This is a genomic window from Pseudoxanthomonas sp. GW835-FHT14C01 (genome assembly GCF_058793715.1).
Map to the genome: position 1 here is coordinate 976,108 of NZ_JBXAGB010000002.1, position 24,109 is coordinate 1,000,216.

Below are 24,109 nucleotides of genomic sequence, written 5' to 3' on the forward strand. Positions count from 1 at the left end.
TGGCGCTTGCCGCGGGCGGGCCCGTCGCCGACGCTGCGCAGGACCACGGGAGGATGGCGAGATGCACGAGGGGTGGCAGGCAATGGCGACGGGAATCGCGGTCGCGGTGGCGACGGTGTCCTTGTTCGTGCTGCTGGCGCAGCGGTCCCGGCGCGACGCCGAGACGCTGTTCGCCGTGGTCAGCGGCTCGATGGCGCTCTCGCTTATGTCGCCCTGGATGCACGGGGCGCCGACCTGGATGCTGTGGGCGGTCGCCATCGGCGGTAGCGCGACCTGCAACGGGTTCTGGCTGGTGTCGCGGGTATTGTTCCGCGGCGACGGCGGGGTGGGCCGGCGGCACGTGGGCGTGGCGGCGGGCGTGGCACTGCTGATCGCTGGCTACCGCATCGCCAGTCTGGGCGCGAAGGGTGACGCCTCGCCTTGGGCATCGGTACTGGATAGCTTGCTGACGCTGGCCAGTTCGACCCTGCTGGTGCTGACCTTCGTCGAAGCGCTGCGTGGCTGGTCACCGCGGCTGCCGCGGGCTGAACGCCGGCTGCGTCTCGCCTTCATGGGGGTGTTCGCGGGCTGCGTGCTGTCGACAACGCTGGTCGGCGCGCTGGGCAAGGCCTGGCCGTCCATCGCCGACACGCGACACGGAGTGATCGCGGTGTGCGCGATCACGATGGTGCTGTTCACGCACGTGGCGCTGCACCACCGTCGACGCCTGCCGCTTTCGGCGCCCGCCGAAGATGCGGAAAAAACGAGCGGCACGGAACCGCCGATCCCGCCCCGTCATGGCCCGATGACGGCGGAAGACATACGCCTGGCCGCCGCCTTGCAGCATCAGCTGGACGTGCTGCAGGTCTATCGCGAGCCGGAATTGAAAGTGCTGGACCTGGCCGAGCGCCTGTGCGTGCCGGAGCATCGGCTGAGCCGGCTGATCACGCAGGTGCTGGGCGAGAAGAACTTCAACCAGCTGATCAACCGTCATCGCATCGCCTATGCCTGCCGCCGGTTGGCGAAACCGGACGACGAAGCGAGCATCCTGGACATCAGCGGCGATGCCGGCTTCGCCTCGCTGGGTCCGTTCAACCGGGCGTTCAAGGCGGCGATGCACTGCACGCCCAGCACGTACCGCGCGGCCTGCCGGGCAGAAGGGGCGACGGGCGATATCGCCGGCGCCGACGCGGAAACGGCACTGCCCTCGACGCACGCCTGAACAAGGTACTCAGCCGCGGACGGCGGCCTCGATCTTCGCCACGTCGATCTTGTGCATCGTCATCATCGCGTCGAACACGCGCTTGGCCACCGCGCGGTCCGGGTGGGCCATGGCGTCGGTCAGCACGCGCGGGGTGATCTGCCAGTTCAGACCCCACTTGTCCTTGCACCAGCCGCAGGCGCTTTCGCGCCCGCCGTTGCCGACGATGGCGTTCCACAGGCGGTCGGTCTCTTCCTGGTCGTCGGTGGCGATCTGGAACGAGAAGGCCTCGCTGTGCTTGAAGGCATCGCCGCCGTTCAGGCCGATGCAGGGAATGCCGAACACGGTGAACTCCACCGTCAGCACGTCGCCTTCCTTGCCGGAGGGGTAGTCGCCCGGCGCGCGGTGCACGGCTTTCACTTCGCTGTCGGCGAAGGTGCTGGCGTAGAAGTTCGCGGCTTCTTCGGCGTCATTGTTGTACCAGAGGCAGATCGTGTTCTTCGGGGTCATGCGGTTCTCCGCTGTCGGACAAGGGGAAAGGTGATGGGGGCGATCATCGCGCCCGTGGGGGAAGGCAGGGTGAAGCGCACCGTCAGTCGTGGACGAACGAACCTGTCCGCACGTCGCCATCGCGGAGGTAGCGGCTGACGACCACGCCGGTGGCGGTGCTGCGCGACGTGTCGAGGCGGAATGCAGACGCGCGCGTGGCGTCGTCGAACAGCCGCTTGCCGCGTCCGAGCAGCACCGGATAGACCAGCAGGCGCAGTTCGTCGACCAGATCGGTGGCAAGCAGCTGGTGCAGCACGTCGCTGCTGCCTTGCGTGATCAGGTCCGGTCCGTCGCGGTGCTTGAGTGCGCGCACCGCCGACACGATGTCGGCGCCCAGCGCATGGCTGTGCTGCCAGGCGAGCGACGCGGGACGATGGGTGGCCACGTACTTGGTGGCGCCATTGAAGGCATCGGCGATGCCGCCATGCGGGGCGTCGCTCGGCACCTGCGGCCAGTAGCCGGCGAAGATGTCGTAGGTGCGCCGCCCCAGCAACAGTGCGAACGGCTGCGCGAACAGGCCATCCATCGCGTCGTCGTCACCGGCGTAGGGCCATACCCAGCCGCCGTGGGCGAAACCGCCGCTGGTGTCCTCGTCCGGCCCTCCCGGGGCCTGCATGATGCCGTCGAGACTGACCATGACGGCCGCGATGAGTCTGCCCATGTCGTGCGTCCCGGCGGATCGTCATGTCCGCCTCCTGTCCCTGCGACGAACGGGCGCGGGCCGAATCGACACGCTCGCCGCCTCCGTTCGCCGGCAGTGCCCGACGGGTGGCCCCGCGGCCTACGCCCAGGGCGACAGCGCGATGCTCAGCTGGGCCTGGAAGCCCTTGGTCGAGGCCACCGGCACGGCGAACAGGGTCGGTGCGGTCTGCGCCACCCCGACCGCCTTCTTGCCCATGCGCGCCACCTCGGCCGCGTTCTTGGGTCCGGTGGCCCAGTGCTCGTCGGCCCAGACGTAGCGCAGCGCCCAGCTGCCGTCGTCGTTGCGCTTGGCGAACAGCACCAGGGTGTCGCGGAACAGGTATTCGCCGGGGATGTGCTGCTTGAGGAACAGCGCGCCGTCCACCTCGTAGCCGGCGGTCGACACCGCCAAGTCGATCGAGAAAGACACTTCGCTGCCGGCGGTGATTTTCGAACTGTCCAGATAGACCGAGAACAGCGTCGGCGCGCGGGCGTTGCGGATCAGGTTGCCGTCCTGGTCGAACAGCTCCGCGTACTCGCGTCGCACCGCGCTCTCGTGCGCCTTGGTGCGCGAGGTGAGGTCGTAGGTGTAGGCGCCGCGCGGCGCGACCGTCGTTTCGATGTAGTACGACGAAGCGATCTTCCTGCCGCGCTTGCGCGCCTGTTCGATCTCGGGCGGGAAGGGCAGGGCGGTGATGTCCAGCCGGGCGGTGGCGCTGAGGTCGCCGAACAGGAAGCGCGAGAGATTCTGGTAGCCCTCTTCGGAATTGACGATGCCGAAGAAGCCGCTGTGGCTGCGGTTGACGAAAGCACGCGGGCTGTTCGCCACATAGGCGTTCTCGATCCGCACCAGGCCGTCGCTCATCTGCCCGGCGGCCATCGCGGACAGGCCGTGCGCCACCGCGTAGTCGCGGCTGTTGGTGCCGACCAGGCTGAAGAAGCGCTCCGGCGGGAAGCCGGAATCGCCGAGCGTGTTCACCTTGTCCTTGGGCACCTTGAGGTACTTGGCCATCACGCCGCGGTTGAAGTTGTTCATGTCGTTGATCGACAGCAGGCTGGGCACGTTGATGCCCCCGACCTCGATGCCGTTGTGCGGCGTGGCGTAGGTGAACACCTTGTCGACCAGCCCACGCACCTCGGCAGTGGCGACCTCGGGATTCTGCAGCAGGCAACGGCAGATCAGCCCGCCCATCGAATGCGCGACCAGGTAGACGCGGAACGCCTGGCGGTCGGCCTGGTTGTTGCCGCAGATGCGCTCGCGCAGGTCGACGATGCGCTCGGCCAGCGCCCTGGCGGCATCGGGAATCGAAAGCGCCTTGCCGTCGCCGAACGCGGGATCGGCGGCATCGTAGTAGCGGTGGATCACGATGCTGCGCGGCGACAGCTTGCCGGCGTTCTCCGCACCGGCGGCATAGGTGTCGCGGTAATCGTAGTCCTTCATCAGCCGCACCAGCGGCGACTCGAACACGAACTTCACGATGCGCCCGTCCTGCGCCTGGCGGATCTTCGTGGAGCCGGCCTCGAAGCCCATGTAGGGCGTGGACGTGGTCTGCAGCACCTCGTCGCGCGTCATCGCGTAGCCGCGGACATAGATGATCGGATAGAACGGTCGCTGGATCCTTGCCACGGGCTTCCCTCCCTTTGCGCCTTCGGATGACTACCAGAGGTTCACGACAAAGCGGCTTTCCGGCGGACATGCGGAGCGCATGCGCCGGCCAGGCCGCAGCGGTTAGGATGAAGGTCCGATCCATGCGATGTCCAATCGAGGTGGCATGAACAGGCGACATTTTCTCGGCAGTGCGGCGCTGATGGCGGCCGCGTCCACGGTACCGTTGGCGATCGGTTCCCGCGCCTCGGCCGCCACGCTGCGTCCGCGCGTGCTGCCGCCCGCGCTCAACCCGGGCGATACGGTCGCGCTGGTCAGTCCGTCCGGTGCCACCGATGAACCGTTCGATCTGCAGCTCGCCCGCGAAGCGATGGAAGCGCTGGGCCTGAAGGTCAAGGTGGCGCCGCATCTCGCGTCGCGCTACGGCCATCTTGCCGGCCACGATGCGGACCGGGCGGCCGATCTCAATGCGATGTTCGCCGACCGCGAAGTCAGGGCGATCGTCTGCGCGCGTGGCGGTTCCGGCGCCGCGCGCCTGCTGCCGCTGCTCGACTACGCGACGATCCGTCGCAACCCGAAGATCCTGCTCGGCTACTCCGACATTACCGCGTTGCACAACGCGCTGCTGTCGCAGGCCGGGCTGGTCAGCTTCCATGGTCCCATCGGCATCGGCAGCTGGAATGCGTTCAATGCCGACCAGTTCCGCCGCGTGTTCTTCCAGCGCGAGCGGATGCAGTATGCCAACAGCGCCGACAAGGGCGACGAACTCGTGCAGCGTCGCAACCGCACGGTGACCATCACCGGCGGCAAGGCGCAGGGCGAACTGGTGGGCGGCAACCTGACCGTGCTCACCGCGCTGGCCGGTTCGCCGTACCTGCCGGACTTCAGCGGCAAGATCCTGTTCCTCGAAGACGTGTCCGAAGCGCCTTACCGCATCGACCGCATGCTCAGCACGCTGCGGCTGATGGGCGCGCTGGACAAGGTCAAAGGCGTGATCTTCGGCGAATGCACCGAGTGCGATCCCGGTGGCGGCTATGGCTCGCTGACGCTGCCGCAGATCTTCGACGACTACTTCAAGCCGCTGAAGATCCCTGCCTACCGCGGCGCGATGATCGGTCACATCCGCCAGCAGTTCATCGTGCCGGTCGGCGGCCGGATCGAGATGGATGCGGATGCAGGGACGTTCCGGATGCTGGAGCCGGTGTTCGAGGGCGGATGACCCAGGGCCCGGCGCCGGTGTGCGGCCTGACGCCGTTCACCGGCTTGCCGGTGCCTCGGGCGTGGTCAGCGACGGGGTTTGACGGCCTTGACGGCATGCGCCTCAGGCGAGGGGACCGCAACCGCCGGCTGCCCGATCTTCCGCAGTACCGGCGTTGTCCCCAGTACTTCGATCGTGCCGCCTGCGCGGCGGAACGCATCCAGGTCGGCGGTCAGGGTGTCATGGGTCAATGCACCGCGTTCGCCTGCGGGGCGACGCGCGAAGACACGGCTGGGACCACGCGCGGCGTCGGTCGGCGTGGTATCTGAAACGTTCTTGCGGGGACGGCCCATCGGGAGTTCCTTCAGTACAGCGTGAGCGGGATGCCGCGCGAAGTGCGGTCCAGGTAATCCGCACGGACGTCACGGCAGTACGCGCCGGACATGACGAAGCGTCGGCAGATCTCCGGACGGGTGTCGTAGATCGAACAGCACATGCGCGCGCCATCGATCGCCACGCACCAGCCTTCCTCGTCGCGCGCCATCACGTGCAGGCCGGCTCCGGTGTGCGTGGTCAGGTGCGCAGGAATGCGGTCTTCGGGCTGCAGCACCACGGTCAGCCGGCAGCACACGGCATCGCACCGCGCGCACAGCGGCAGCTTGGGGGCGACGACGGCGTTCATGCGTCCAGCCCGCGGCGATAGTGCAGCAGGCGTCCGCGATGCGGCGGCGTGTCACCGTCGTCCATCGGGCACGGCTCGGACGCGACATCGAAGCCCTGCTCGCCGAGCAGGCGACTGAAGCGCGCGCTGTTGCCGCGGCCGGGGTCGGTGATCAGCACTTCGGCGCGACGCTCGGCATGCCGTTCGACGACATGGCTGAGCACGTCGGCGCTGTCGCGCTCGTACAGCACATCGCTGGCGATGATCAGGTCGAAAAGCCCGAGCGTCGGCAGCGGCGTGTCCCAGCGCAGCTGCCGGTAGTGCAGGGCGGGCAGGTCGTTGAGCGCGGCGTTGTAGGCCAGGAACACCTCCGCCAGCGGATGTACATCGGACGCCACCACGTCGGCGCCGCGCTGCTGCAGGACCAGGCTGGCCAGGCCGATGCCGCATCCCAGTTCCAGGATGCGCTTGCCGGCGATGTCGAAGCGATGCATGGCCTGCGCCAGCAGACGGCCCGCAGGCCATACCTGTCCGAACAGGCTCCATTGCGCGGCGGAAATGCCCATCCGCGTGCCATGGCCATCGGGATCGACGTATTGCTGCTTGTCGCTCAGCACGCGCAGGCGATAGACGTGGCCGCCGACGGCATGGCGGGTCTCGCGGACCTGGTAGCCCGGCATGGGCGCTCCCGTGGGGGCATCCGGCCGGGAAAAGACAGGACGCGTGAAGGAAAGCGCAGCGGGCGACGTTGTCGGCGGTCGGACGGGACGCGAAGAGATGGAACGCCGCCATCCTACGCCCTTGGCCACGATCCCGCCTGAAACACAGGGCTGGAACTGAACGTGCCGCTCAGGCGCGTGAGCGGGGTATCGCCTTGGGGATTGCCGGGGCGGTCAGCGTGGGGCGGAGGGCGCCGTCAACATGTCCCGGGTCGGCAGCGCGCGGTAACCCACGCACAGGCGTTGTGTCTCGGCTTCCTGCGCGGGAACGGGCTCGACGCCGAGTGCGCGCCATGACACGAGTGCGCCTGTGGCGCAGGCGGAAAGATCCCGTGTTTCCGCCGTGCGGTAGCTGTCGATCCACTGCTGGCGGATCTCGGCGGTCGCGACCAGGCTGCGGCACGCCGCATCGAGCCGATCCTCGGCGGGAGGAGGTTTGACCTGTCCGACGGCATCCAGCCGGTAGACCTGATGCGCGCCCTGCGCACCGGCCACGCACATCTGCACGAAGCGCTCGTCGAGGCGCTGCGCGTCGGTCATGGGTGCCGATGCGGTGGACGGCCTGGGCGCGCCGCCCTGGGTGTTTTCCAGATGGGTGAGGTGGCCCTCCTGCGCTCGCAGCCCAAACTGGCCACGCTCCTTGAGCATGTCGCGATAGGCGGCGACGTAGGCTTCGCGATCCGCGCCTTCGAGCCCCACGGCCTGCGCCGCCGCCATCCCCCCGACGTTGCGCGCCAGCGACATCGAGCCCTGTCGTGCCATGAGCTCGTCGATCTGCGCGACGGGCACCTGGGCGCAGCTCGCGGCGCTGATCTGCTGCCGTTTGGCCAGCAGTCCTTCCGGCGCCAGCCGTTGCTGCTGCACCAGCGTGGCGATGCCGAGGGCGACCCCGGTGTCGCAAAGGTTCTGGAACGTGGTGCGCGATGCGATGGTCTTCGCCTCGCCGTCCTGCGCCATGGCGGCCGCAGGCAGCAGCGTTGCCATGAGCAGGCATACCGTCAGTCGTGACATGGGGATCCCCTGCGATCAGTGCCTGCATTCCAGCATGGACGTAGCGTCCACGCCACCACGGGGAGTCACATCAGCAGGCAGTCGATCCCGTCCAGCACGATATGGATCAGCAGGCCGACGCCGAACCAGCGGGTCTTCTTCGGTAGCGTCAATCCGGCGTACACCACGATCGCCGGCCACGTATGCAGCGGATGGCAGCCGATGCTGCAGCGGCCGGGTGCGTAGATCGGGTCCGCCAGCAGGTGGTCGAGGTCGATCGCCCAGGCGGCCAGCATCCACAGCGCGGCGCGTTTCCAGTCCTTGGGCCAGCACAGCCGCGCGACGCCCAGCGGCACGAGGACGTGCAGCAGCAGGTGGAGCGGGGCGCGGATCTCGACATCGGGCATGGCGGGCTCAGCGCCGCGAAGCCAGCCAGCGGTCGAGCTGGTTGGCGAACGCCTGGCGGTCGCGCGCATTGAACGTCGCCGGACCGCCGGTCTGCACGCCGGCGCCGCGCAACTCGTCCATGAAGTTCCGCATCGACAGGCGTTCGGCGATGTTGTCGGGCGTGAAGCGATCGCCACGCGGATTGACCGCATCGGCCCCGTTGGCCAGCACGCGGGCGGCCAGCGGAATGTCCTGCGTGACCACCAGGTCGCCGGCCGTCGCGCGCTCGGCGATGGCGTCGTCGGCCACGTCGTAGCCGCCCTGGACCTGCAGAGCGCGGATGAAGCGCGACGGCGGAGTACGCAGCCACTGGTTGGCGACCAGCGTGACCTGCACCTGCGCGCGCTCGGCGGCGCGGAACAGGATCTCCTTCACCGGTCCGGGGCAGGCATCGGCATCCACCCAGACCTGGGGGACGGGCACCGCGCCGGTCATTCGGCGGTGTCGGATCCGGCGGGATCGGGGTCCGCTGCGTCGGCGTCGGCGTCAGCGTCGGGACGGGCAGCGTCGCGTTCGGCGCGCTTCTTGGCGTCCTTTTCGTCTTTCTTCTTTTTCTTGGCCAGTTCGCGCTGGCGCTTCTCGAAGGAGTAGTTGGGTTTCGGCATGGAGGGAGGTGCTCGGCAGAGGGAGGTAGGCGTGGGCCCGAAGGCCGTCCACAGGCGCACACGATAGCCCGCATCCGCCATCCGAGGGCAGTGGCCCCGTCGAGCGGCCGTGTTTCAAGGGGTTATGAGCGACGCCTATGCCCGTCGAGCGGTCGCGGTGCGCGGGCAGGCATGCGGAGGGCGTCGCCGGGCAGGGCGCTCGCGCGTGCCGATGGCGCTGCTATACCATCGAAACGTCGGGCATCCCGGGGAGGGGTGCCCCGGACGTCTTTCCATGGGGTGATCGATGCGGCGAGTTCTCTGCCTGGTCCTGCTGGCCCTGGTGCTGGTCGGCTGTTCGAAACGGGTCGTCCACGAGCCGCCACCGCCTCCGGAGGACATCCCGGCACCACCACCACCACCTCCGCCGCCTCCGCCTCCGCCTCCGCCTCCGCCGTCGGGCACCGTGCCGCCGCCCACGCCGCGTGTCACGCCGCCGGTGCCGAAGGCCGATTTCGTCAACGTCGACGTGTTCTACGCCACCAACCGCATGCCGGCGCCCGCGTTCGCCACGCTGCCGGCGGACGACCGTTTCACCGCCGGCCTGGCTCGCGAACTGACCTACGGCACCGCGCGCATCAGCATTCCGACGTCACATGTCGCAGGCGAACTGGAATCGCCGCGCTGGTACCTGCTGGAGTTCAAGGAAGACCCGAAGCAGCACGTGATCCTGCAGGAAGTGGCCCGTCTTCCGCGCGATGCGTTCTTCGCCAGGCTGTATGGACGCGTCGGCGAATCACGCGGCAGCAACGCCTTCGTGTTCGTGCACGGCTACAACGTCAGCTTTCGTGACGCGGCGCGGCGCACCGCGCAACTGGCCTACGACCTGCGCTTCGATGGCGCACCGGTGTTCTACAGCTGGCCGTCGCAGGCGGCCCTGGCGGGCTACTTCACCGACGAGCAGAGCATCGCGCGTTCGGCGCCGCTGATCGAAGGCTTCCTGGCCGACATGGCCGACCGGTCCGGTGCGCAGAACCTCTACATCATCGGCCACAGCATGGGCACGCGCGGCGTCACCCAGGCGATCCGCAACCTGGTGGCGAAGCGGCCGGATCTGCGCGGACGGTTCCGAGGCATCATCCTGGCGGCGCCGGACATCGATGCCAAGGTGTTCCGCACCGAACTGGCACCGGCGATGAGTGCCGCCAGCAGAAGGGTCACGCTTTATGCGTCATCGGAGGACATGGCGCTGAAGGCGTCCAAGCAGGTCAACCGCGGCCCGCGCGCCGGCGACACCAGCGAAGGCGTGGTGCTGGTGAACGGTGTGGACACCATCGATGTGTCCGGTGTGGACCAGAGCATGCTGGCCCACTCCTACTTCATGGAATCGGACAAGGTGATGGGCGATATCCGCGAGATGTTCCGCGCAAACCAGCCTGCCGCGCAGCGCAAGCCGCTGCAGTCGGTGAAGCTGGGCGCCGGCATGTTCTGGAAGATCCTGCCGCCGCCGTGAGGCAGCGGCAGGACCGACTCGCTTACGGCAGCGTGTAGGTGATGGACAGTTTCGCGGTGGCGCCCCGGTCGATCCACAGGTAGTTCGTCGCGGTTTGGTTGGCATTGAAGCGCAACCGCAGTTGGGTGCGTCCCGTGCGATTGATCGCCGCGCGGCCGGCGGTGTCGAACACGGTGCTGGTCTGGTTGCCGCCGGTAAAGGCCGGGACCTGGGCGCTGGCCGCTGCGGTCGACGCCGCCGACCAGTCCGCGGACTCGATCGTGCAGGCACCGAAGCACCCGTTGCGCACGTCGACGACCATCGTGTTGCCGGCCGGACTGCTCCAGGGATCGCCGCTGGCGCCGCGATAGGCGACGGTCAGCGTCGCCGAGGTGACGATCGCGTTGTCCGGCAGCGACGAGGTGTCGAACGACAGCACGGCGCGGTTGTAGTTGCCGTCGGTGCCGCGGCCGACGGCGAGGCCGTAGTACGCCTCCAGCGTGCCGACGGAGGCGCTGCCGCCGGTGCTGCTGGCCTTCACGTAGCCGTCGTTGGCGTCTTCATTGTTGAACACCACCGTTACCGGGGAGCCGCCGCTGGTGCCCCCCGTCACGGAGACGGTGACCGGGGACGAGGTGCCGGTATTGCCGGCCAGGTCGACAGCGCGTGCCAGCAGCACATGCGCGCCATTGCTGGCGCCATTGCTGTTCCAGGACAGGCTGTAGGGCGCGCTGCTGTCGCTGCCGAGCAGCGTGCCGTCCAGCAGGAAATCCACCCGGTCCACGCCCACGTCATCGCTGGCGGTCGCCGACACGGTGACCGTTCCACTGACGGTGGCACCGTTGACCGGCGAGGTCAGTGCCACGGTTGGCGCGACTCCGTCCAGGTTGTCCAGGCCGAAGAAGCGCGCGATGTAGTAACTGGAGCAGATGTTCACGTCGAGGATGTACGCTCCGGCCGTGCCGCATTGCGTCTCGCCTGCGCCAGGATCGACTGGCGTGCCGTGGCCCATGCCGGTGATGACATAGGTTTCCACTTTCGCTACGCCCGCGGCGTTCTTGTAGACCTTGTGCGGGTAGCCGCTGACCGTGTCGCTGGCATCGGCGACGGTATCGATGCCGTGCACGTCGGCCCATTGCTCCAGGCTTTCGGTGAGGTTGGCGGGACGCACGGTGTAGTCGGCATCGCCATGCCAGATTGACACGATGGGCCACGGACCGGTCCAACTGCTGGCGGCGCGCACTTTTGCGCCCCATTGCGCGGGCGTCAGGTCGCTGCCGGGATTCATGCAGCTGAAGGCCGCGGTCTGCGTCGTCGCGCAGCGGTAGGGAAGCCCCGCGACGATGGCGCCCCCGGCGAACACATCGGGATACGTCGCCAGCATCACCGAGGTCATCGCGCCGCCTGCGGACAGGCCGGTGACGTAGACGCGCGCGGGATCGATGCCGTGGTCGGCGACCATGCGATCGACCATCTGCTTGATCGACAGCGGTTCGCCCTGGCCACGTGCGGTGTCGGCGATCTCGAACCAGTTGAAGCAGCGGCTGCTGTTGTTGCCGGTCTGCTGTTCCGGCAGCAGCAGCGCGAAGCCGAAGCGGTTCGCGAGCAGTTCCCAGCCGGTCTCGGCGTCGTAGCTGGACGCGGATTGCGCGCAACCGTGCAGGGCGACCACCAGCGGTGCATCCGCCGGCAGGCCGCTCGGCACATACTTGTGCATGCGCAGGTTGCCGGGGTTGCTGCCGAAGCCCGTGACTTCGGTCAGCGCCAGCGCGTTGCCGCTGGCGAACAGGCAGGACAGGGCGAGTACGGCGCCCAGGCGATGGAGACGGTGGCGCAGGGCAGGACACGACAGCAGGGCAGCGATCGACATCGACGGCACCTCCGGTGTGAAGTGGCGGCAGTGGGCCACAGCGCATCCCGCCGCGGCATTGGCCAAAGGGGAAAGCTGCATCGCACCATCGCGCGGGCGTGATGCCGGTCGCAATGCGCGGCGGACGGCCGGTCGCCGCCGGCGGATGGTCTCCATCATCCGGACCTGCCCTGGCGGTCCGGACGAGCGTCTCGACGGATCCGCGTGACCGACGGGCGGTGCTGTCCGATACCGCGTCGCCGCCGCGTTCGCCTTGGATGCAAGCCATCGCAGCCTGCGAGGGCAGATCCAGGGAGAAGGAACCATGGCCATTCGCTCGATGCTGTCGGCACTGTTCGTCGTCGCCAGCGGGCACGTACTCGCAGCGCCCCCGCCTGACGAGCTGCTCCGCAAGCGTCCGCCCGTGGTCGACGCCGTATCGGTGCTGTGCACGCAGCAGCCCGCGCGCTGCCCGCGGTTCACCCGCAACGTCACTGTCCCGGCTCACGCGTTGTCGCGGTCGACCTTCGGCACGTTCGACGTGCACACGCGCGGGGTGAACTGGACGGGCAACACCGGCCCCATGTCCTTCACGCTGAAGCGTCCTGCGGACTTCACCGGCACCCGCATCCTCCTGCGCTTCCTCTACGAGATCACCGACGATGCCGGCGGCGACCTGCAGTTCGTGGTCACGCCGGTAACGCTGAAGCACGGCAGTGGTTTCGAAACCTATTCCAGCTACGGTACGCCGCTGGCCGCGGTGCCGGAGTCGCCGACGATCATGCAGGACGTCGCGGTGATCCTGACCAAGAGCGACATCGCCGCTCCCGCCGAGCAGTGGTGGTATTTCGAGATCAACCGCCAGGGCAGCTATGCCGGGCGCCTGCGGCTGTACGCGGTGGTGATGGAGTACTGACGCGCGCCGTCAGCGGCGCACGCCGGTGACGCCATCCAGCGCCCGCTGCGCCTTGAAGCCGGCTTTTTCCAGGCGCCTGGCCACTTCGCCGGGTACGTCGCGGCCGCTGGTCAGCTTGTTGGGGCTGCCGGTGTAATGGAAGAGCGTGCCACCCCGCCGCAGGACGCGCGCGAGCTGGTCGTAGAACGCCTGCGAGTACAGTTCGCCGGCGATGCCGAAGCGCGGCGGATCGTGCAGCAGCGCATCCACCGCGCCCTCCGGCACCTGCGCGATCGCCTCGGACACGTCGGCGTGGGTGAGTTGCAGGCGACCGGTGGCCGCATCGTCGTCCGGGTCCGGCGACCAGGGATTCAGCGTGCGCAGCCACAGCACGTCGGCATTCTTCTCGAACGACAGGATGCGCGTGGCGCCCGCTTCGAGACAGCACGCCGCGAAGTAGCCCAGCCCACCGCAGGTATCCAGCACGGTCTTGCCGCGCGGTTCCACCAGCGCGACCTTGCGGCGCGCATCGTCGAGTGGGGATTCCTTCGACGTGGGCAGCATCTTGATGCCGTCGATCTCGAACGTCGGCACGCCCCATTCGGTGGGCACCAGCTTGATCAGCGATCCGGCATAGCGCGATACCGGCTCGAAGTCCTCGCCGTCCCACCAGTACAGCGTGCGGTCCTTGAGCTTGCCCGGATACGGATAGGTGATGCCGTGCCACTGCCACCCATCGGCCGCCAGCACCGCCTCGCCCTGCGAACGCCCGAGATCGAGCGAACCCGTCCAGCGTTCTTCGCCGCGATCTCGGGCGGCGAGCAGGGCGGTGGCGGTCTCGCGGGTCAGCAGGGGGCCGGCGTAGCGGGGCATCGGGCGTTCGAGCGGAGGATGTCGGGGTATTTTCGCCGCGATCGCGTGTCCGGGACAGTGCGGAGCGCGATCGGGGCGGCCGGACCGCGCTGGTATAGTGCGGGCCCCTTGTTCCGCCGCCGCGATCGCCATGACCACGTTCGACCGTTTCCATCCCATCGGTACTCCTGGCCAGCCGTGGGGCGCGGCGGAAAAAGCGCAGTGGCGCGCGCAGCAGCGCGTGCGCAGGCGCTATGTCGACGATGTCGTCGTGGCGGTCGACGCACTGCGCGACCGGTTCGACGTGCATCAGTACGGCACGCTCGACTACGGTCCCGGCGAAACCTATCCGCTGTTCGCCGTGCGCAGCCGCGACTGGAGCGATACCTTGCCGACCCTGCTGGTGACCGGCGGCGTGCACGGCTACGAGACCAGTGGCGTGCATGGCGCCCTGCAGTTCCTGGAACAGCGCGCCGGCGATTACGCGGGCCGGGCCAACCTGCTGGTGGTGCCCTGCGTCAGCCCGTGGGGTTACGAGCGCATCCATCGCTGGAATGCCGACGCGCTGGATCCGAACCGCTCTTTCCGGGCCGACAGTCCGGCGCAGGAAGCCGCCGCGCTCATCGCGCTGGTCGCACCGCTCAAGGACCGCGTGCTGATGCACATCGACCTGCACGAGACCACCGACAGCGACGAGACCGAATTCCGGCCGGCGCTGGCCGCGCGCGACGGCAAACCCTACGCGCCGGGCGAGATCCCGGACGGGTTCTACCTCGTGGACGACAGCGAGCGCCGGCAGCCCGACTTCCAGCGTGCGGTGATCGCCGCCGTCGCCGCCGTCACGCACATCGCGCCGGCCGACGCGCGGGGCGAGATCATCGGCTCGCCGGTCGTCGCCGAGGGCGTGATCGAGTACCCGGTGAAGTCGCTGGGCCTGTGCACGGGCATCACCGAAGCGCGCTACACCACCATCACCGAGGTCTATCCCGACAGCGCCAGGGCCACGCCGCAGCAGTGCAACGACGCGCAGGTGGCGGCGGTGGTGGCCGCGATCGACTACGCGCTCGCGCACGGTTGAAGCGGGGCGCTTCCGACCCCATTCCTGTTCGTGAAACGACGGTGGCCGGCAGCGGCGTAAGCTGCCGGGCGACCGATCCACGATGAGGAGAGGACCATGGCAACCGGGTGGGCCGGCGACGGCGCCGTGCAGGACCAGATCGATGCGACCGTCAAGGACGGCATCGAGCGCGCACGCCGCGCGTTGCCCCAGGGCCCCAGCCTGACGCACTGCGAGGAATGCGGTAAACCCATTCCGATGGCACGCCAGAAAGCCGTGCCCGGCGTTCGCCTGTGTGTGGTCTGCCAGGAAGCGGCCGATCAGGAGGAACAGGGCGCCGGCCTGTACAACCGGCGCGGCAGCAAGGACAGCCAGCTGCGCTGAGACGGATCGCGGTGCGGATGTCTTCACATCCGTTTCCCGCGCGCCTGCACACGATGGGGGTCCCTCCCGTTCCCCGCAGGCACGCCATGGCACGCCCCATCTGGACCGGCACGCTGTCGTTCGGCCTCCTCAATGTCCCGGTCTCGCTGATGTCCGGCGAGCGCAAGGTGGACATCAGCTTCCGCATGCTCGACTCGCGCGACAGGAAGCCGATCCGGTTCGAGCGCGTCAATGCCGACACCGGCGAGGAAGTGCCGTGGAAGGACATCGTCAAGGCGTTCGAGTACGACAAGGGCAGCTACGTCGTCGTCGAGAAGGAGGACATCGCCTCCGCCGCGCCGCAGACGCATGAATCCGTCGACGTGGAGGCTTTCGTCGACCGCGACGAGATCGGCCTGCGCTTCTTCGAGAAGCCGTACATCCTGGTGCCCGGAAAGAAGGCGGAAAAAGGCTACGTGCTGCTGCGCGACACGCTGGCCACCACCGGCAAGGTCGGCGTCGCGCGGGTGGTGATCCGCACCCGCGAATACCTGTGCGCCGTGGTGCCGGAAGGCGACGCGCTGGTATTGCTGATGCTGCGCTATCCGCAGGAACTGGTCGATCCCGAGGAGTACAAGCTGCCGACCGGGAAGGCGGCCGATTACCGCATCACCGCCAAAGAGCGCGAGATGGCCGAAACGCTGATCGCGTCGATGTCGGCCACGTGGAAGCCCGACGACTACCAGGACGAGTTCCGCAAGCGCCTGGAGACGATCATCAAGAAGCGCATCAAGGCCCGCGGCGCCACCACGAAGATCGTGGAGCAGGAGGAGGCCGAGCACGAGGATGCCGCGACCAACGTGGTCGACTTCATGTCGCTGCTGCAGAAGAGCCTGGACAGCAAGAAGCGAACGCCGGCAAAGAAGACGGCGGCCAGGAAGGCGCCAGCCGGCAAGGCGACGAAAAAATCCGCCAAGGCCGCGAAGAAGGCACCGGCCAAGCGCGCCCGCAAGGCCGCGTCGCGCTGACGCATGGGGGGAGGGCGGCGCATCGTGCCGGTCGACGGCGTCGGCACGGGCGCCAGCGGACGCGCTTGCCTGTACGTGTTGCCGTGCGCCTACGAGGACCACGCCAAGCTCGGCATCGCCACTGACCCGCTGGCGCGCCTGCAGGCGTTCTCGCCGCGCTGGTACGAGTTCTTCGATCTCGATCGCGGCTGGTTGGCCGAAGCGGGCAGCATGCGCGAGGCGCGCGGCTGGGAAACGCACTGGAAGCGCGCCCTGCGCGACCACGCCGCACCGCCGCCGTTGCAGGTGCCAGGGACGGCGGCGGGGCATACGGAATGGTTCCGCGGCGCACTGGAGACGCTGGAGGCGGCGAGGGCGGCGCTGGCAGCGCAGGGATTCATGGTGCATGCGCCCGTGCGCAGGTGGGTCGCGCGTCGCCTGCAGGAGCAGCGCGAGCGGCTGGAGGCGGGCGAGCAGGCGGCCGTCGCACGCTACGGCGCCCCCGACGCCTGGCCAGCCGCAGCCGCGTGGCCGCCCCTGGCAGCGCTGCGGGACGCACTCGATGCCTACGCGGTGCTCGATGTGGCGCTTGACGACACGCTGTCTCCGGCGCTGCTGGGCTGGCTGGCGCGCAACACGCTCGCACCGCGCTGAGTCGCGTCCTTGCGGCGCTTGCACGTTCCGTTGACGGCGTGCGCGGCATAAGGGATCCAGTCGAGGATGCCGATGAGCCTGCAGGAATACCGCCGCAAGCGCCGCTTCGACCGCACGCCGGAACCGGCGGCGGAGGGACGGCGCGCGCGCGGCAAGCGGCCTATCTTCGTGGTCCAGCTGCACCACGCCAGCCATCGCCACTACGACTTCCGCCTGCAGGTCGGCGACACGCTGAAGAGCTGGGCCGTGCCCAAGGGCCCCAGTTTCGACCCGGACGTGAAGCGGCTGGCGGCCGAGGTGGAGGACCATCCGATCGATTACGCCGATTTCGAAGGCGACATCCCGAAAGGACAGTACGGCGGTGGCCACGTCGCCACGTTCGACAAGGGCCTGTGGACGACCGACGGCGATGCGGAAGCGCAGCTCGCCAAAGGCCATCTGCGCTTCCGCATGTTCGGCGACAAGCTCAAGGGTGGCTGGCACCTGGTCCGTACCCAGAAGCCGGCGCGCCAGCCGCAGTGGCTGCTCTTCAAGGAGCGCGACGACTACGCCGGAACGCAGGAAGCCGACGATCTGCTGCAGGACGTTACTCTACCGGCGGGTGCGAAGCCGGCCCGCGCCGCCCGCAAGGTCCGCAAGCGCACGTCCAATGTCTCCCGGGGCACGCATCGCTGGGCCAAACGGGCGGCCCGCCTGGACGGTGCGCGCGCCACCAGCCAGCGCCCCGGCTTCCGCACGCCGCAGCTGGCGAAGCTGCAGGCCGATGTTCCCGCAGGCGACGCGTGGTTGCACGAAGCGAAGTGGGACGGCTACCGGCTGATCGCGCAGATCGCCAGGGGCAGGGCGCGGCTGTGGTCGCGCAACGAGATCGAATGGACGGCGCGTGCGCCGGAGATCGTGGCGGCGCTCGAGGCGCTGGACCTGGACGATGCCGTGCTCGATGGCGAACTGGTGGCCGGCGCCGGGCGGCAGGAGGACTTCGGCCTGCTGCAGGCGACCCTGGCGGGAGAGAAGAACGCGACCCTGTCGTACGTGCTGTTCGACATCCTGCAGGTCGATGGCGTGGACCTGGCGCGCAGCCCGCAGTACCAGCGCAAGGCGCTGCTGGCGGAGATACTGAAGTCGCCGACCGACCGGCTGGTCTACAGCTCGCACATCGTCGGGCGCGGCGACGAAGCGCTGGCGATGGCGCTGGAGCGTGGACTCGAGGGCATCATCAGCAAGCGCGCGGACGCGCCGTATCACGCGGGGCGCGGCGACGCATGGCGCAAAGTGAAGCAGCGGGCGTCGGACGAGTTCGCGGTCGTCGGTTTCACCGCACCGAAAGGCAGCCGCAGCGGGCTGGGCGCGCTGCTGCTGGCCGCGCCCGAGGGCGCGCGTGGATGGCGCTATGCGGGACGCGTGGGCACCGGCTTCAGCCACGACCTGCTGGAGACGCTGGCCACGCAGCTGGCGCCGCGCGACCGCAGCGCACCGACGGCGCGCGTCGAGGTCGACGATCCGGAGCTGCGGCGCGCCCGCTGGGTCGCGCCGACGCTGGTGGCGGAAGTCTTCCACCACGGGCTCGGCAACCAGGGGCTGCTGCGGCAACCCTCGCTGAAGACGCTCCGGCGCGACAAGCGCCCTGCGGACCTGCGCGAACCCTCGTCTTCCACCGTCAGTACCGGATCCGCCATGCCTGCCACACGCCGCACGTCCAGGGTTGCCGACCCGGTGGACCTGACGCACCCCGAGCGCGTCGTCTTCCCCGACAGCGGCATCACCAAGCAGCAGGTCTTCGACTATTACCGCGCGATGGCGCGCTGGTTGCTGCCGGAGATCGAAGGCCGGCCCTTGTCCGTCGTGCGCTGTCCGCAGGGCGCCGGACGGCCGTGCTTCTTCCAGAAGCACCACACGCCCGGCATGGACCGGGTCGATGTGGTGCCGCTGGAGGAAGAGGGCGGCGCGCGCGCGGACTATCTGGTCGTGAACGACGAAACCGGCCTGCTGGAGCTGGCGCAGTTCAACGCGATCGAATTCCATCCCTGGGGCGCGCAGGCGCAGGCGCCCGATCTCGCGGACCGGATCGTGTTTGACCTCGATCCGGGGCCGGACGTCGCGTGGGCGCGCGTGGTGGATGCGGCACGGCTGGTGCGCAAGCGCCTGCGCGCGCTTGGACTGACGTCGTATGTGCGCACGTCCGGCGGCAAGGGCCTGCATGTGGTGGTGCCGCTGAAACCCGCATGCCCGTGGCCGCCGGTTAAGGACTTCGCGCATGCGTTCGCCGAGTCGATGGCCGCGTCCGAGCCGCTGGCCTATGTCGCCAGCGCGACCAAAAAATTCCGCAAGGGCCGGATCTTCATCGATTACCTGCGCAACGGGCGCGGCGCCACCAGCGTGGCCTCGTTTTCGTTGCGAGCGCGCGAGGGCGCGCCCGTGGCGATGCCGTTGCGCTGGGAGGAACTGGGCCGCATCAAGGGCGGCGACGCCTACACGCTGGCATCCGCGCCGCGGCGCATGGCGCGCGTCGGCGAGCATCCATGGGGCGACTACACCCGCATGAAGCAGGATCTGGCGGCCGTGGCGGCCAGACTGTCGAAGGCGGGCAGGGGCAGCACGAAGTCCCGCTGACCTGCGGCTGCGGCACCCGTTCTGGACCTCGCATGACGTCCATGAAGAAGCCCCGCGGCAGCGGGGCTTCGTAGCGGGCGGGCCGGTATGCGGCTCAGCTGGCGTGCTTGAGCACCTGCTTGCGGTCGCGCATCACGTTGTGGCACTCGCGCACGCTCGGCAGCAGGGCCTGGGCCTCGGCACGCGCGGCGGCCGGCGTATCCTCGTCGCTGATGGTCTCGTTGAACGCCTTCAGCAGACGGTCTTCCGACTCCTCCAGTTCGGAGACGTAACCGTACGTGGTGTCGCCTAGCGCGGCACGGACCTTGCCGTAGAACTGCTGCATGCTGCCGACCAGGGTGCCGTGTGTGGCGGGCTTGCCGCCCGTGGCGGCGACGGTGGCGCTGAGACGCGCCACGATGTCCTGCTTGACGCCGGCGATGCGCGTGAACAGCGCGGCGAGTTCGGCATCCTTCACCTTGCCGGCGGCCTCGGTGTAGAAGCCGTGGCCGTCGCGAGCGATCTCGATCAGATCGTTGAGGCTGTGCTGGATCTTTTTCTGGGTGTTCATGGAAGCTCCTGTGGAAATGGGGGAGGCGCGTGGGTCTGCCTTCCGTGACGTCACCGTCGCGCATGCGGGATCAACATCGTGTGACCACGGAATGACGGGATTCATGAACGTCGCGAGGTTGCGAAGCGTCCGTGAAGATCGCTAAAGATCTCTCTTGCCCGGCCGATGCCATGAGATCGAACAAGCGAAGAAGGGCGGGTACGCGTGCCGCTGCTTGCGAAAGTGACGGATTGGTGGTCGAGGAGCCGGCGTTCGCCGATCGCGCCGCCGTCGGCGCGTGCCGCACCGGAGATGGAACAGGAGCATGCATCGCCGCTGTCGCCGGAAGCGGCGTCGCGCGACTGGGCCGGACCGTTGCTGCGCCTCGCGGGCGTGGATAGGGCGACGTCGCCGTCTCCGGAAGGCGGCGTGCCCGTCATCGCCGCCGCCAGGCGCGCACTGCAACGGTTCGCCGAGGACCCGCAGCGCCTGCCACGCCGCCCGCAACTGCTGCCGCACCTGCTCAGCACCCTCAACGACGACGATGCCTCCAGCCGCGACATCGCCGGCATCATCGCGCGCGATCCCGCGCTGGCCGCCAACCTGCTGAAGCTGGCGAACAGCGCGCTGTACCGCAGCGTTGCGCCTGTGGAAAGCCTGGACCGCGCCGTGGCGATGGTCGGCGTGGAGGGGCTTCGTCATCTGGTCGCGGTCGCGCTGATGCAGCCGGTGATGCGCATGGAGGGTGGCGCGTTCGGCCGCCTGCCGGACTTGCTCTGGGACCATACCCAGCGCGCCGCGCTGATCGCGGCGGACGCCGTGCGCGCCGCCGGCCGGGAGGACGTGTTCGCCGCGCAACTGCTGGCGCTGCTACAGGGGCTGGGTGCGATCGTGGTCGTGCAGGTACTGCGGGACGAGGCTGCGCGGGACGCGCGTGGGCTGCCTGACGTCGAGGCCATGGCCCGCCTCCTGCACCGGTGGTCGCCCCGTATCGGTCGTGCGGTCGCGCGCGAGTGGGCGCTGTCCGAGCGCGTGATGCTGGCGTTGCACGAGCAGGACGTGGACGACATGGCGAAGGCGGGCCTGCTTGCCCGCGCACTCGCGCTGGCGGCTCCCTGCGCCAGTGCGGCGATGGAAGCGCCGGCCGTGGCCGATGCCGCCTGAACAGACCCTGTGTTTTCCCGTCGGTCAGGCAACGCACTCCTGTTTGACGTGATGCTTATATCGCGTGCGGTATTGCTCGCCCAGGCAAGATCATGATGAGGCATACCATGACACTCGAATTGCGTTGCCGATGCGGAAAGGTGCGGGGCCAGGTGCAGGCGCAGCGTGCGTATGCGCGCGCCACCTGCTACTGCCGCGATTGCCAGGCGTACGCGCGCCATCTGGGCCAGCCGGAGGTGATGGACGCGAACGGCGGCACCGATATCGTGGCGATGAATCCCGACGGCGTCGTGTTCACCGCAGGCGAAGAGAACATCGCCGGCCTGTGCCTGCATGAGGGAGGGCTGTTGCGCTGGTACGCGGGGTGCTGCCGCACCCCGCTGGGCAACGCGCCTCGGGACGGCCGGGTCGCCTATGTCGGCATCGTGGCCGCATGCCTTCCGAACACGGCAGAGGTGGACGCGGCGCTCGGTCCGCGCGATCGCATCGTGCTGCATGCCCGCTCGGCACTCGGCGACGTGGCGTCCACGCCGTTGGCCGTGACGACCGGTGGGCTCCGGATCGCTGCCGGCATCGTGATGGCGAAGCTGCGCGGGCAGGCGCCATCCCTGTTCTTCGACGCCAACGGCCAGCCGCATCGCACCGCGCACCCCCTGAGCCCGCAGGAGCGCCAGTCCGCGCGTCTGGAGCCCGCATGAACCGTGGGCACGTCGCTCAGGCCGGTTGCCTGGCGTCCTGCGCGCGGAACAGGAGATCCGCCCCGACCGGCTCGCCCATCAGGTAGCCCTGATAGAGGTCGCACCCGAGTTTCCGCAGTTGCTGACGTTGGCCGAGGGTTTCGACGCCCTCGGCGACGACGCGCAGGTTGAGCGTCTTGCCCAGGGCGATGATCGACGACACGATCGCCGCGTCTTCCGCGTTCGATTCCAGTTCGTGCACGAACGCGCGATCGATCTTGAGTTCCGACGCGGGCAGGCGTTTCAGGTACAGCAGGCTGGAATAGCCGGTGCCGAAGTCGTCGATAGAAATCCTGATGCCCATCTTCGTCAGTTCCTCGAGGATGCCCAGGCTGGCGTCGGCATCGCGCATGGCGGTGGTTTCGGTGATTTCCAGCGTCAGGTGGTCCGCCTGCACGCCATGCCGCTGCAAGGCGTCCGCCACCGTCTCCACGAGGTTGGGCGAGGAAAACTGCAGGGGCGACAGATTGATCGCGACGTTCACGATCTCGTGGCCGGCATCGCGCCAGGCGCGCAACTGGCGGCAGGCTTCGTCCAGCACCCAGTCGCCGATGGCGAGGATCAGCCCGCTGCGCTCGGCCGCGGGAATGAAGGTGCCCGGTGCGAGCAGGCCCAGTTCCGGATGCCGCCAGCGCACCAGCGCTTCGGCGCCCACCATCCGGTCGTCGGGCGCGGCGAACTTCGGCTGGTAGTGCAGCACCAGTTCGTTGCGTTCCACCGCGCGGCGCAGCTCGTTGAGCAGCTTCAGCTGCTGGTGCGCGCTGATGTTCATCGACGGGGCGAAGAACGTGTATCCGTTCCGGCCGTTGTCCTTGGTGTGGTACATCGCCGCATCGGCATGCGCCATCAGGTCGCGCTCGCCGTCGCCGTCGGACGGGTACAGTGCGATGCCGATGCTGGCGGTGACGCTCAGCTCAACGCCATGCACGGACAAGGCGGTCGCCGACACCGTGTCGAGGATGCGTTGCGCGACCATCGCGGCGTCCTCGGGGTCGGTCGTCGCGATGACCAGGACGAATTCGTCGCCGCCCAGCCGGGACAGGGTGTCCTGGCCGCGCAGCAGGCTGCGCACCCGGGTGGCGACGTCGGCCAGCAGGGCGTCGCCGGCCTGGTGGCCGTAGGCATCGTTGATGCCCTTGAAGCCGTCCAGATCGACGAACATCACCGCGAACTGCTCGTGCTTGCGGCGCGCCTTCTCGATAGCCTGTTCGATGCGGTCCTGCAGCAGGATGCGGTTGGGCAGGCGGGTCAGCGGATCGTGCAGCGCGGCCTGCACTAGCTCTTCGTTCGCGCGCGCCAGCGAGTGCGCCAGATGGTGCGTACGCGCGTGCATCTGCCGGTCCAGCACCGAGACGATCAGCGCGATCCCCATGATGGCCACGGTCGCCACCACCACCAGCACCGCCAGCCATTGCGTGGGAACACCGCCGTCGCGCGCCGCGCCGCACCAGCTGTCCGCGGGGAACTGCGCCGCCGCCATGCCCGTGTAGTGCATGCCGACGATCGCGAAGCCCATGACCACCGCGGCGAGTACGCGCAGCAGGTAGGTGCGGCGGCCGTTGCGCAGGTGGAAGGCGATCCACAGGGCGGCGCCGGACGCGACGACCGCGATCACGATGGACAGCGTGAACCAGCCGGGGTGGTATTCGATGCCGGGCTGCATCTGCAGCGCCGCCATGCCGATGTAGTGCATCAGCGCGATGCCGATGCCCATCAGCACCGCGCCCAGCAGCAGCCGGCGATGCGGCAGGTGCGGGCGCGAGACCAGCCACAACGCGAAGGCGGACGAACCGATGGCCGCCAGCATGGAGCAGAGGGTCAGGGTGATGTCGTAGCCCAGAGGGATGGGCAGGTGGAAGGCCAGCATGCCGACGAAGTGCATCGACCAGATGCCCAGGCCCATCGCCAACGCGCCGCCGGCCAGCCACCACCGCGCCGCCGTGCCGTGCGTGGTCGCAACACGGCCCGCCATGTCCAGTGCAGTGTACGACGCCAGGATGGCGACCAGCAGGGAGGAGAGAACGAGGATCTCGTTGTAAGTGCCGGTCATGGCGTGCATCGCTGCCCAGGCGAAGGCGTATCAGTCATTACTATCGGCGTTGCGCAGCAAGTCTTGAGGCCGTGTGCGTGCGCCGGAGCGGCAAGCGGCACACGTCTTGCATCGGCTGGCATGCGGGCGCGGAAGATGCGTGCTGGAGGAGGTAGCGTTCGTTCGTTACCATGTCGCACCAGCACGGGACGCCGATGCGACCCGCAATAGTGCTCGATCATGCATGTCGGGGACG

General features: G+C 68.6%; 25 protein-coding genes. 11 read left to right on the forward strand and 14 right to left on the reverse strand.

Annotated features, from left to right (window positions below; genetic code table 11):
* Window positions 1-82: 82 nt before the first annotated feature.
* On the forward strand, window positions 83-1,201 hold the full coding sequence (locus AC1Q5B_RS11445; RefSeq protein WP_492631781.1) for a helix-turn-helix domain-containing protein: 1,119 nt from the start codon (window positions 83-85) through the stop codon (window positions 1,199-1,201).
* Window positions 1,202-1,210: 9 nt separating this feature from the next.
* On the opposite strand, the gene AC1Q5B_RS11450 is transcribed toward AC1Q5B_RS11445, so the two are convergent.
* From AC1Q5B_RS11450 to AC1Q5B_RS11460, 3 genes are all read right to left on the reverse strand, one after another.
* Window positions 1,211-1,690, reverse strand: coding sequence for a VOC family protein (locus tag AC1Q5B_RS11450; RefSeq protein WP_492631782.1), 480 nt, complete (start codon window positions 1,688-1,690; stop codon window positions 1,211-1,213).
* Window positions 1,691-1,772: 82 nt separating this feature from the next.
* Entirely contained in the window at window positions 1,773-2,390 is a 618-nt protein-coding gene (locus AC1Q5B_RS11455) for a dihydrofolate reductase family protein (RefSeq protein ID WP_492631783.1), read from the reverse strand.
* A gap of 120 nt (window positions 2,391-2,510) precedes the next feature.
* Window positions 2,511-4,037, reverse strand: a complete 1,527-nt coding sequence (locus AC1Q5B_RS11460; RefSeq protein ID WP_492631784.1) for an esterase/lipase family protein — start codon at window positions 4,035-4,037, stop codon at window positions 2,511-2,513.
* Window positions 4,038-4,182: 145 nt separating this feature from the next.
* On the opposite strand from AC1Q5B_RS11460, the gene AC1Q5B_RS11465 reads away from it, so the two are divergent.
* Entirely contained in the window at window positions 4,183-5,235 is a 1,053-nt protein-coding gene (locus AC1Q5B_RS11465; RefSeq protein ID WP_492631785.1) for a S66 peptidase family protein, read from the forward strand.
* Window positions 5,236-5,300: 65 nt separating this feature from the next.
* Here AC1Q5B_RS11465 and AC1Q5B_RS11470 read toward each other — a convergent pair whose 3' ends face one another.
* From AC1Q5B_RS11470 to AC1Q5B_RS11500, 7 genes are all read right to left on the reverse strand, one after another.
* Entirely contained in the window at window positions 5,301-5,567 is a 267-nt protein-coding gene (locus AC1Q5B_RS11470; protein ID WP_492631786.1) for a hypothetical protein, read from the reverse strand.
* Between the two features lie 11 nt (window positions 5,568-5,578).
* The gene (locus AC1Q5B_RS11475) at window positions 5,579-5,896 is read right to left on the reverse strand and encodes a YkgJ family cysteine cluster protein (protein WP_492631787.1); all 318 of its coding nucleotides are present in this window, start codon (window positions 5,894-5,896) and stop codon (window positions 5,579-5,581) included.
* A complete protein-coding gene (locus AC1Q5B_RS11480) occupies window positions 5,893-6,555 on the reverse strand; it encodes a class I SAM-dependent methyltransferase (RefSeq protein WP_492631788.1) in 663 nt (220 codons plus the stop codon). The genes AC1Q5B_RS11475 and AC1Q5B_RS11480 overlap by 4 nt, the downstream gene beginning before the upstream one ends.
* Before the next feature lie 213 nt (window positions 6,556-6,768).
* Window positions 6,769-7,605 (reverse strand): hypothetical protein, encoded by an 837-nt coding sequence (locus AC1Q5B_RS11485; RefSeq protein WP_492631789.1) that lies wholly within the window; start codon window positions 7,603-7,605, stop codon window positions 6,769-6,771.
* A gap of 65 nt (window positions 7,606-7,670) precedes the next feature.
* Window positions 7,671-7,991, reverse strand: coding sequence for a DUF6122 family protein (locus AC1Q5B_RS11490; RefSeq protein ID WP_492631790.1), 321 nt, complete (start codon window positions 7,989-7,991; stop codon window positions 7,671-7,673).
* A 7-nt stretch (window positions 7,992-7,998) separates the two neighbouring features.
* Complete coding sequence (locus tag AC1Q5B_RS11495; protein WP_492631791.1) at window positions 7,999-8,454, reverse strand: YaiI/YqxD family protein; 456 nt, start codon at window positions 8,452-8,454, stop codon at window positions 7,999-8,001.
* A gap of 8 nt (window positions 8,455-8,462) precedes the next feature.
* Window positions 8,463-8,636, reverse strand: coding sequence for a hypothetical protein (locus AC1Q5B_RS11500; protein WP_492631792.1), 174 nt, complete (start codon window positions 8,634-8,636; stop codon window positions 8,463-8,465).
* Window positions 8,637-8,922: 286 nt separating this feature from the next.
* Between AC1Q5B_RS11500 and AC1Q5B_RS11505 the strand changes: the two genes are divergently transcribed.
* Window positions 8,923-10,128 (forward strand): alpha/beta hydrolase, encoded by a 1,206-nt coding sequence (locus tag AC1Q5B_RS11505; RefSeq protein WP_492631793.1) that lies wholly within the window; start codon window positions 8,923-8,925, stop codon window positions 10,126-10,128.
* Window positions 10,129-10,150: 22 nt separating this feature from the next.
* Here the strand turns inward: AC1Q5B_RS11505 and AC1Q5B_RS11510 are convergent, their stop codons facing one another.
* Window positions 10,151-11,977 (reverse strand): extracellular catalytic domain type 1 short-chain-length polyhydroxyalkanoate depolymerase, encoded by a 1,827-nt coding sequence (locus tag AC1Q5B_RS11510; RefSeq protein ID WP_492631794.1) that lies wholly within the window; start codon window positions 11,975-11,977, stop codon window positions 10,151-10,153.
* 304 nt (window positions 11,978-12,281) lie between these two features.
* Here AC1Q5B_RS11510 and AC1Q5B_RS11515 point away from each other — a divergent pair, with 304 nt between their 5' ends.
* Entirely contained in the window at window positions 12,282-12,872 is a 591-nt protein-coding gene (locus tag AC1Q5B_RS11515) for a hypothetical protein (protein WP_492631795.1), read from the forward strand.
* A 9-nt stretch (window positions 12,873-12,881) separates the two neighbouring features.
* Here the strand turns inward: AC1Q5B_RS11515 and AC1Q5B_RS11520 are convergent, their stop codons facing one another.
* Entirely contained in the window at window positions 12,882-13,724 is an 843-nt protein-coding gene (locus AC1Q5B_RS11520; protein ID WP_492631796.1) for a class I SAM-dependent methyltransferase, read from the reverse strand.
* A 130-nt stretch (window positions 13,725-13,854) separates the two neighbouring features.
* Between AC1Q5B_RS11520 and AC1Q5B_RS11525 the strand changes: the two genes are divergently transcribed.
* The 5 genes from AC1Q5B_RS11525 to ligD all read left to right on the forward strand — a co-directional run bounded on the left by AC1Q5B_RS11525 (window position 13,855) and on the right by ligD (window position 19,394).
* Window positions 13,855-14,781: a M14 family metallopeptidase gene (locus AC1Q5B_RS11525; RefSeq protein WP_492631797.1), complete on the forward strand. Its 927-nt coding sequence runs from the start codon at window positions 13,855-13,857 to the stop codon at window positions 14,779-14,781.
* Window positions 14,782-14,877: 96 nt separating this feature from the next.
* Window positions 14,878-15,144 (forward strand): DksA/TraR family C4-type zinc finger protein, encoded by a 267-nt coding sequence (locus AC1Q5B_RS11530; RefSeq protein WP_492631798.1) that lies wholly within the window; start codon window positions 14,878-14,880, stop codon window positions 15,142-15,144.
* An 86-nt stretch (window positions 15,145-15,230) separates the two neighbouring features.
* Window positions 15,231-16,151, forward strand: coding sequence for a non-homologous end joining protein Ku (gene ku / locus AC1Q5B_RS11535; RefSeq protein ID WP_492631799.1), 921 nt, complete (start codon window positions 15,231-15,233; stop codon window positions 16,149-16,151).
* Window positions 16,152-16,175: 24 nt separating this feature from the next.
* Window positions 16,176-16,784, forward strand: a complete 609-nt coding sequence (locus tag AC1Q5B_RS11540; protein ID WP_492631800.1) for a GIY-YIG nuclease family protein — start codon at window positions 16,176-16,178, stop codon at window positions 16,782-16,784.
* A 72-nt stretch (window positions 16,785-16,856) separates the two neighbouring features.
* Window positions 16,857-19,394: a DNA ligase D gene (gene ligD, locus AC1Q5B_RS11545; protein WP_492631801.1), complete on the forward strand. Its 2,538-nt coding sequence runs from the start codon at window positions 16,857-16,859 to the stop codon at window positions 19,392-19,394.
* 94 nt (window positions 19,395-19,488) lie between these two features.
* Here the strand turns inward: ligD and AC1Q5B_RS11550 are convergent, their stop codons facing one another.
* Window positions 19,489-19,944 (reverse strand): PA2169 family four-helix-bundle protein, encoded by a 456-nt coding sequence (locus AC1Q5B_RS11550; RefSeq protein WP_492631802.1) that lies wholly within the window; start codon window positions 19,942-19,944, stop codon window positions 19,489-19,491.
* A gap of 204 nt (window positions 19,945-20,148) precedes the next feature.
* On the opposite strand from AC1Q5B_RS11550, the gene AC1Q5B_RS11555 reads away from it, so the two are divergent.
* Together AC1Q5B_RS11555 and AC1Q5B_RS11560 are read left to right on the forward strand one after the other, a co-directional pair.
* Complete coding sequence (locus AC1Q5B_RS11555) at window positions 20,149-21,087, forward strand: HDOD domain-containing protein (RefSeq protein ID WP_492631803.1); 939 nt, start codon at window positions 20,149-20,151, stop codon at window positions 21,085-21,087.
* Between the two features lie 107 nt (window positions 21,088-21,194).
* Window positions 21,195-21,785, forward strand: a complete 591-nt coding sequence (locus AC1Q5B_RS11560; protein ID WP_492631804.1) for a DUF6151 family protein — start codon at window positions 21,195-21,197, stop codon at window positions 21,783-21,785.
* A gap of 16 nt (window positions 21,786-21,801) precedes the next feature.
* Here the strand turns inward: AC1Q5B_RS11560 and AC1Q5B_RS11565 are convergent, their stop codons facing one another.
* Window positions 21,802-23,874: a putative bifunctional diguanylate cyclase/phosphodiesterase gene (locus AC1Q5B_RS11565; RefSeq protein WP_492631805.1), complete on the reverse strand. Its 2,073-nt coding sequence runs from the start codon at window positions 23,872-23,874 to the stop codon at window positions 21,802-21,804.
* Window positions 23,875-24,109 lie beyond the last annotated feature (235 nt).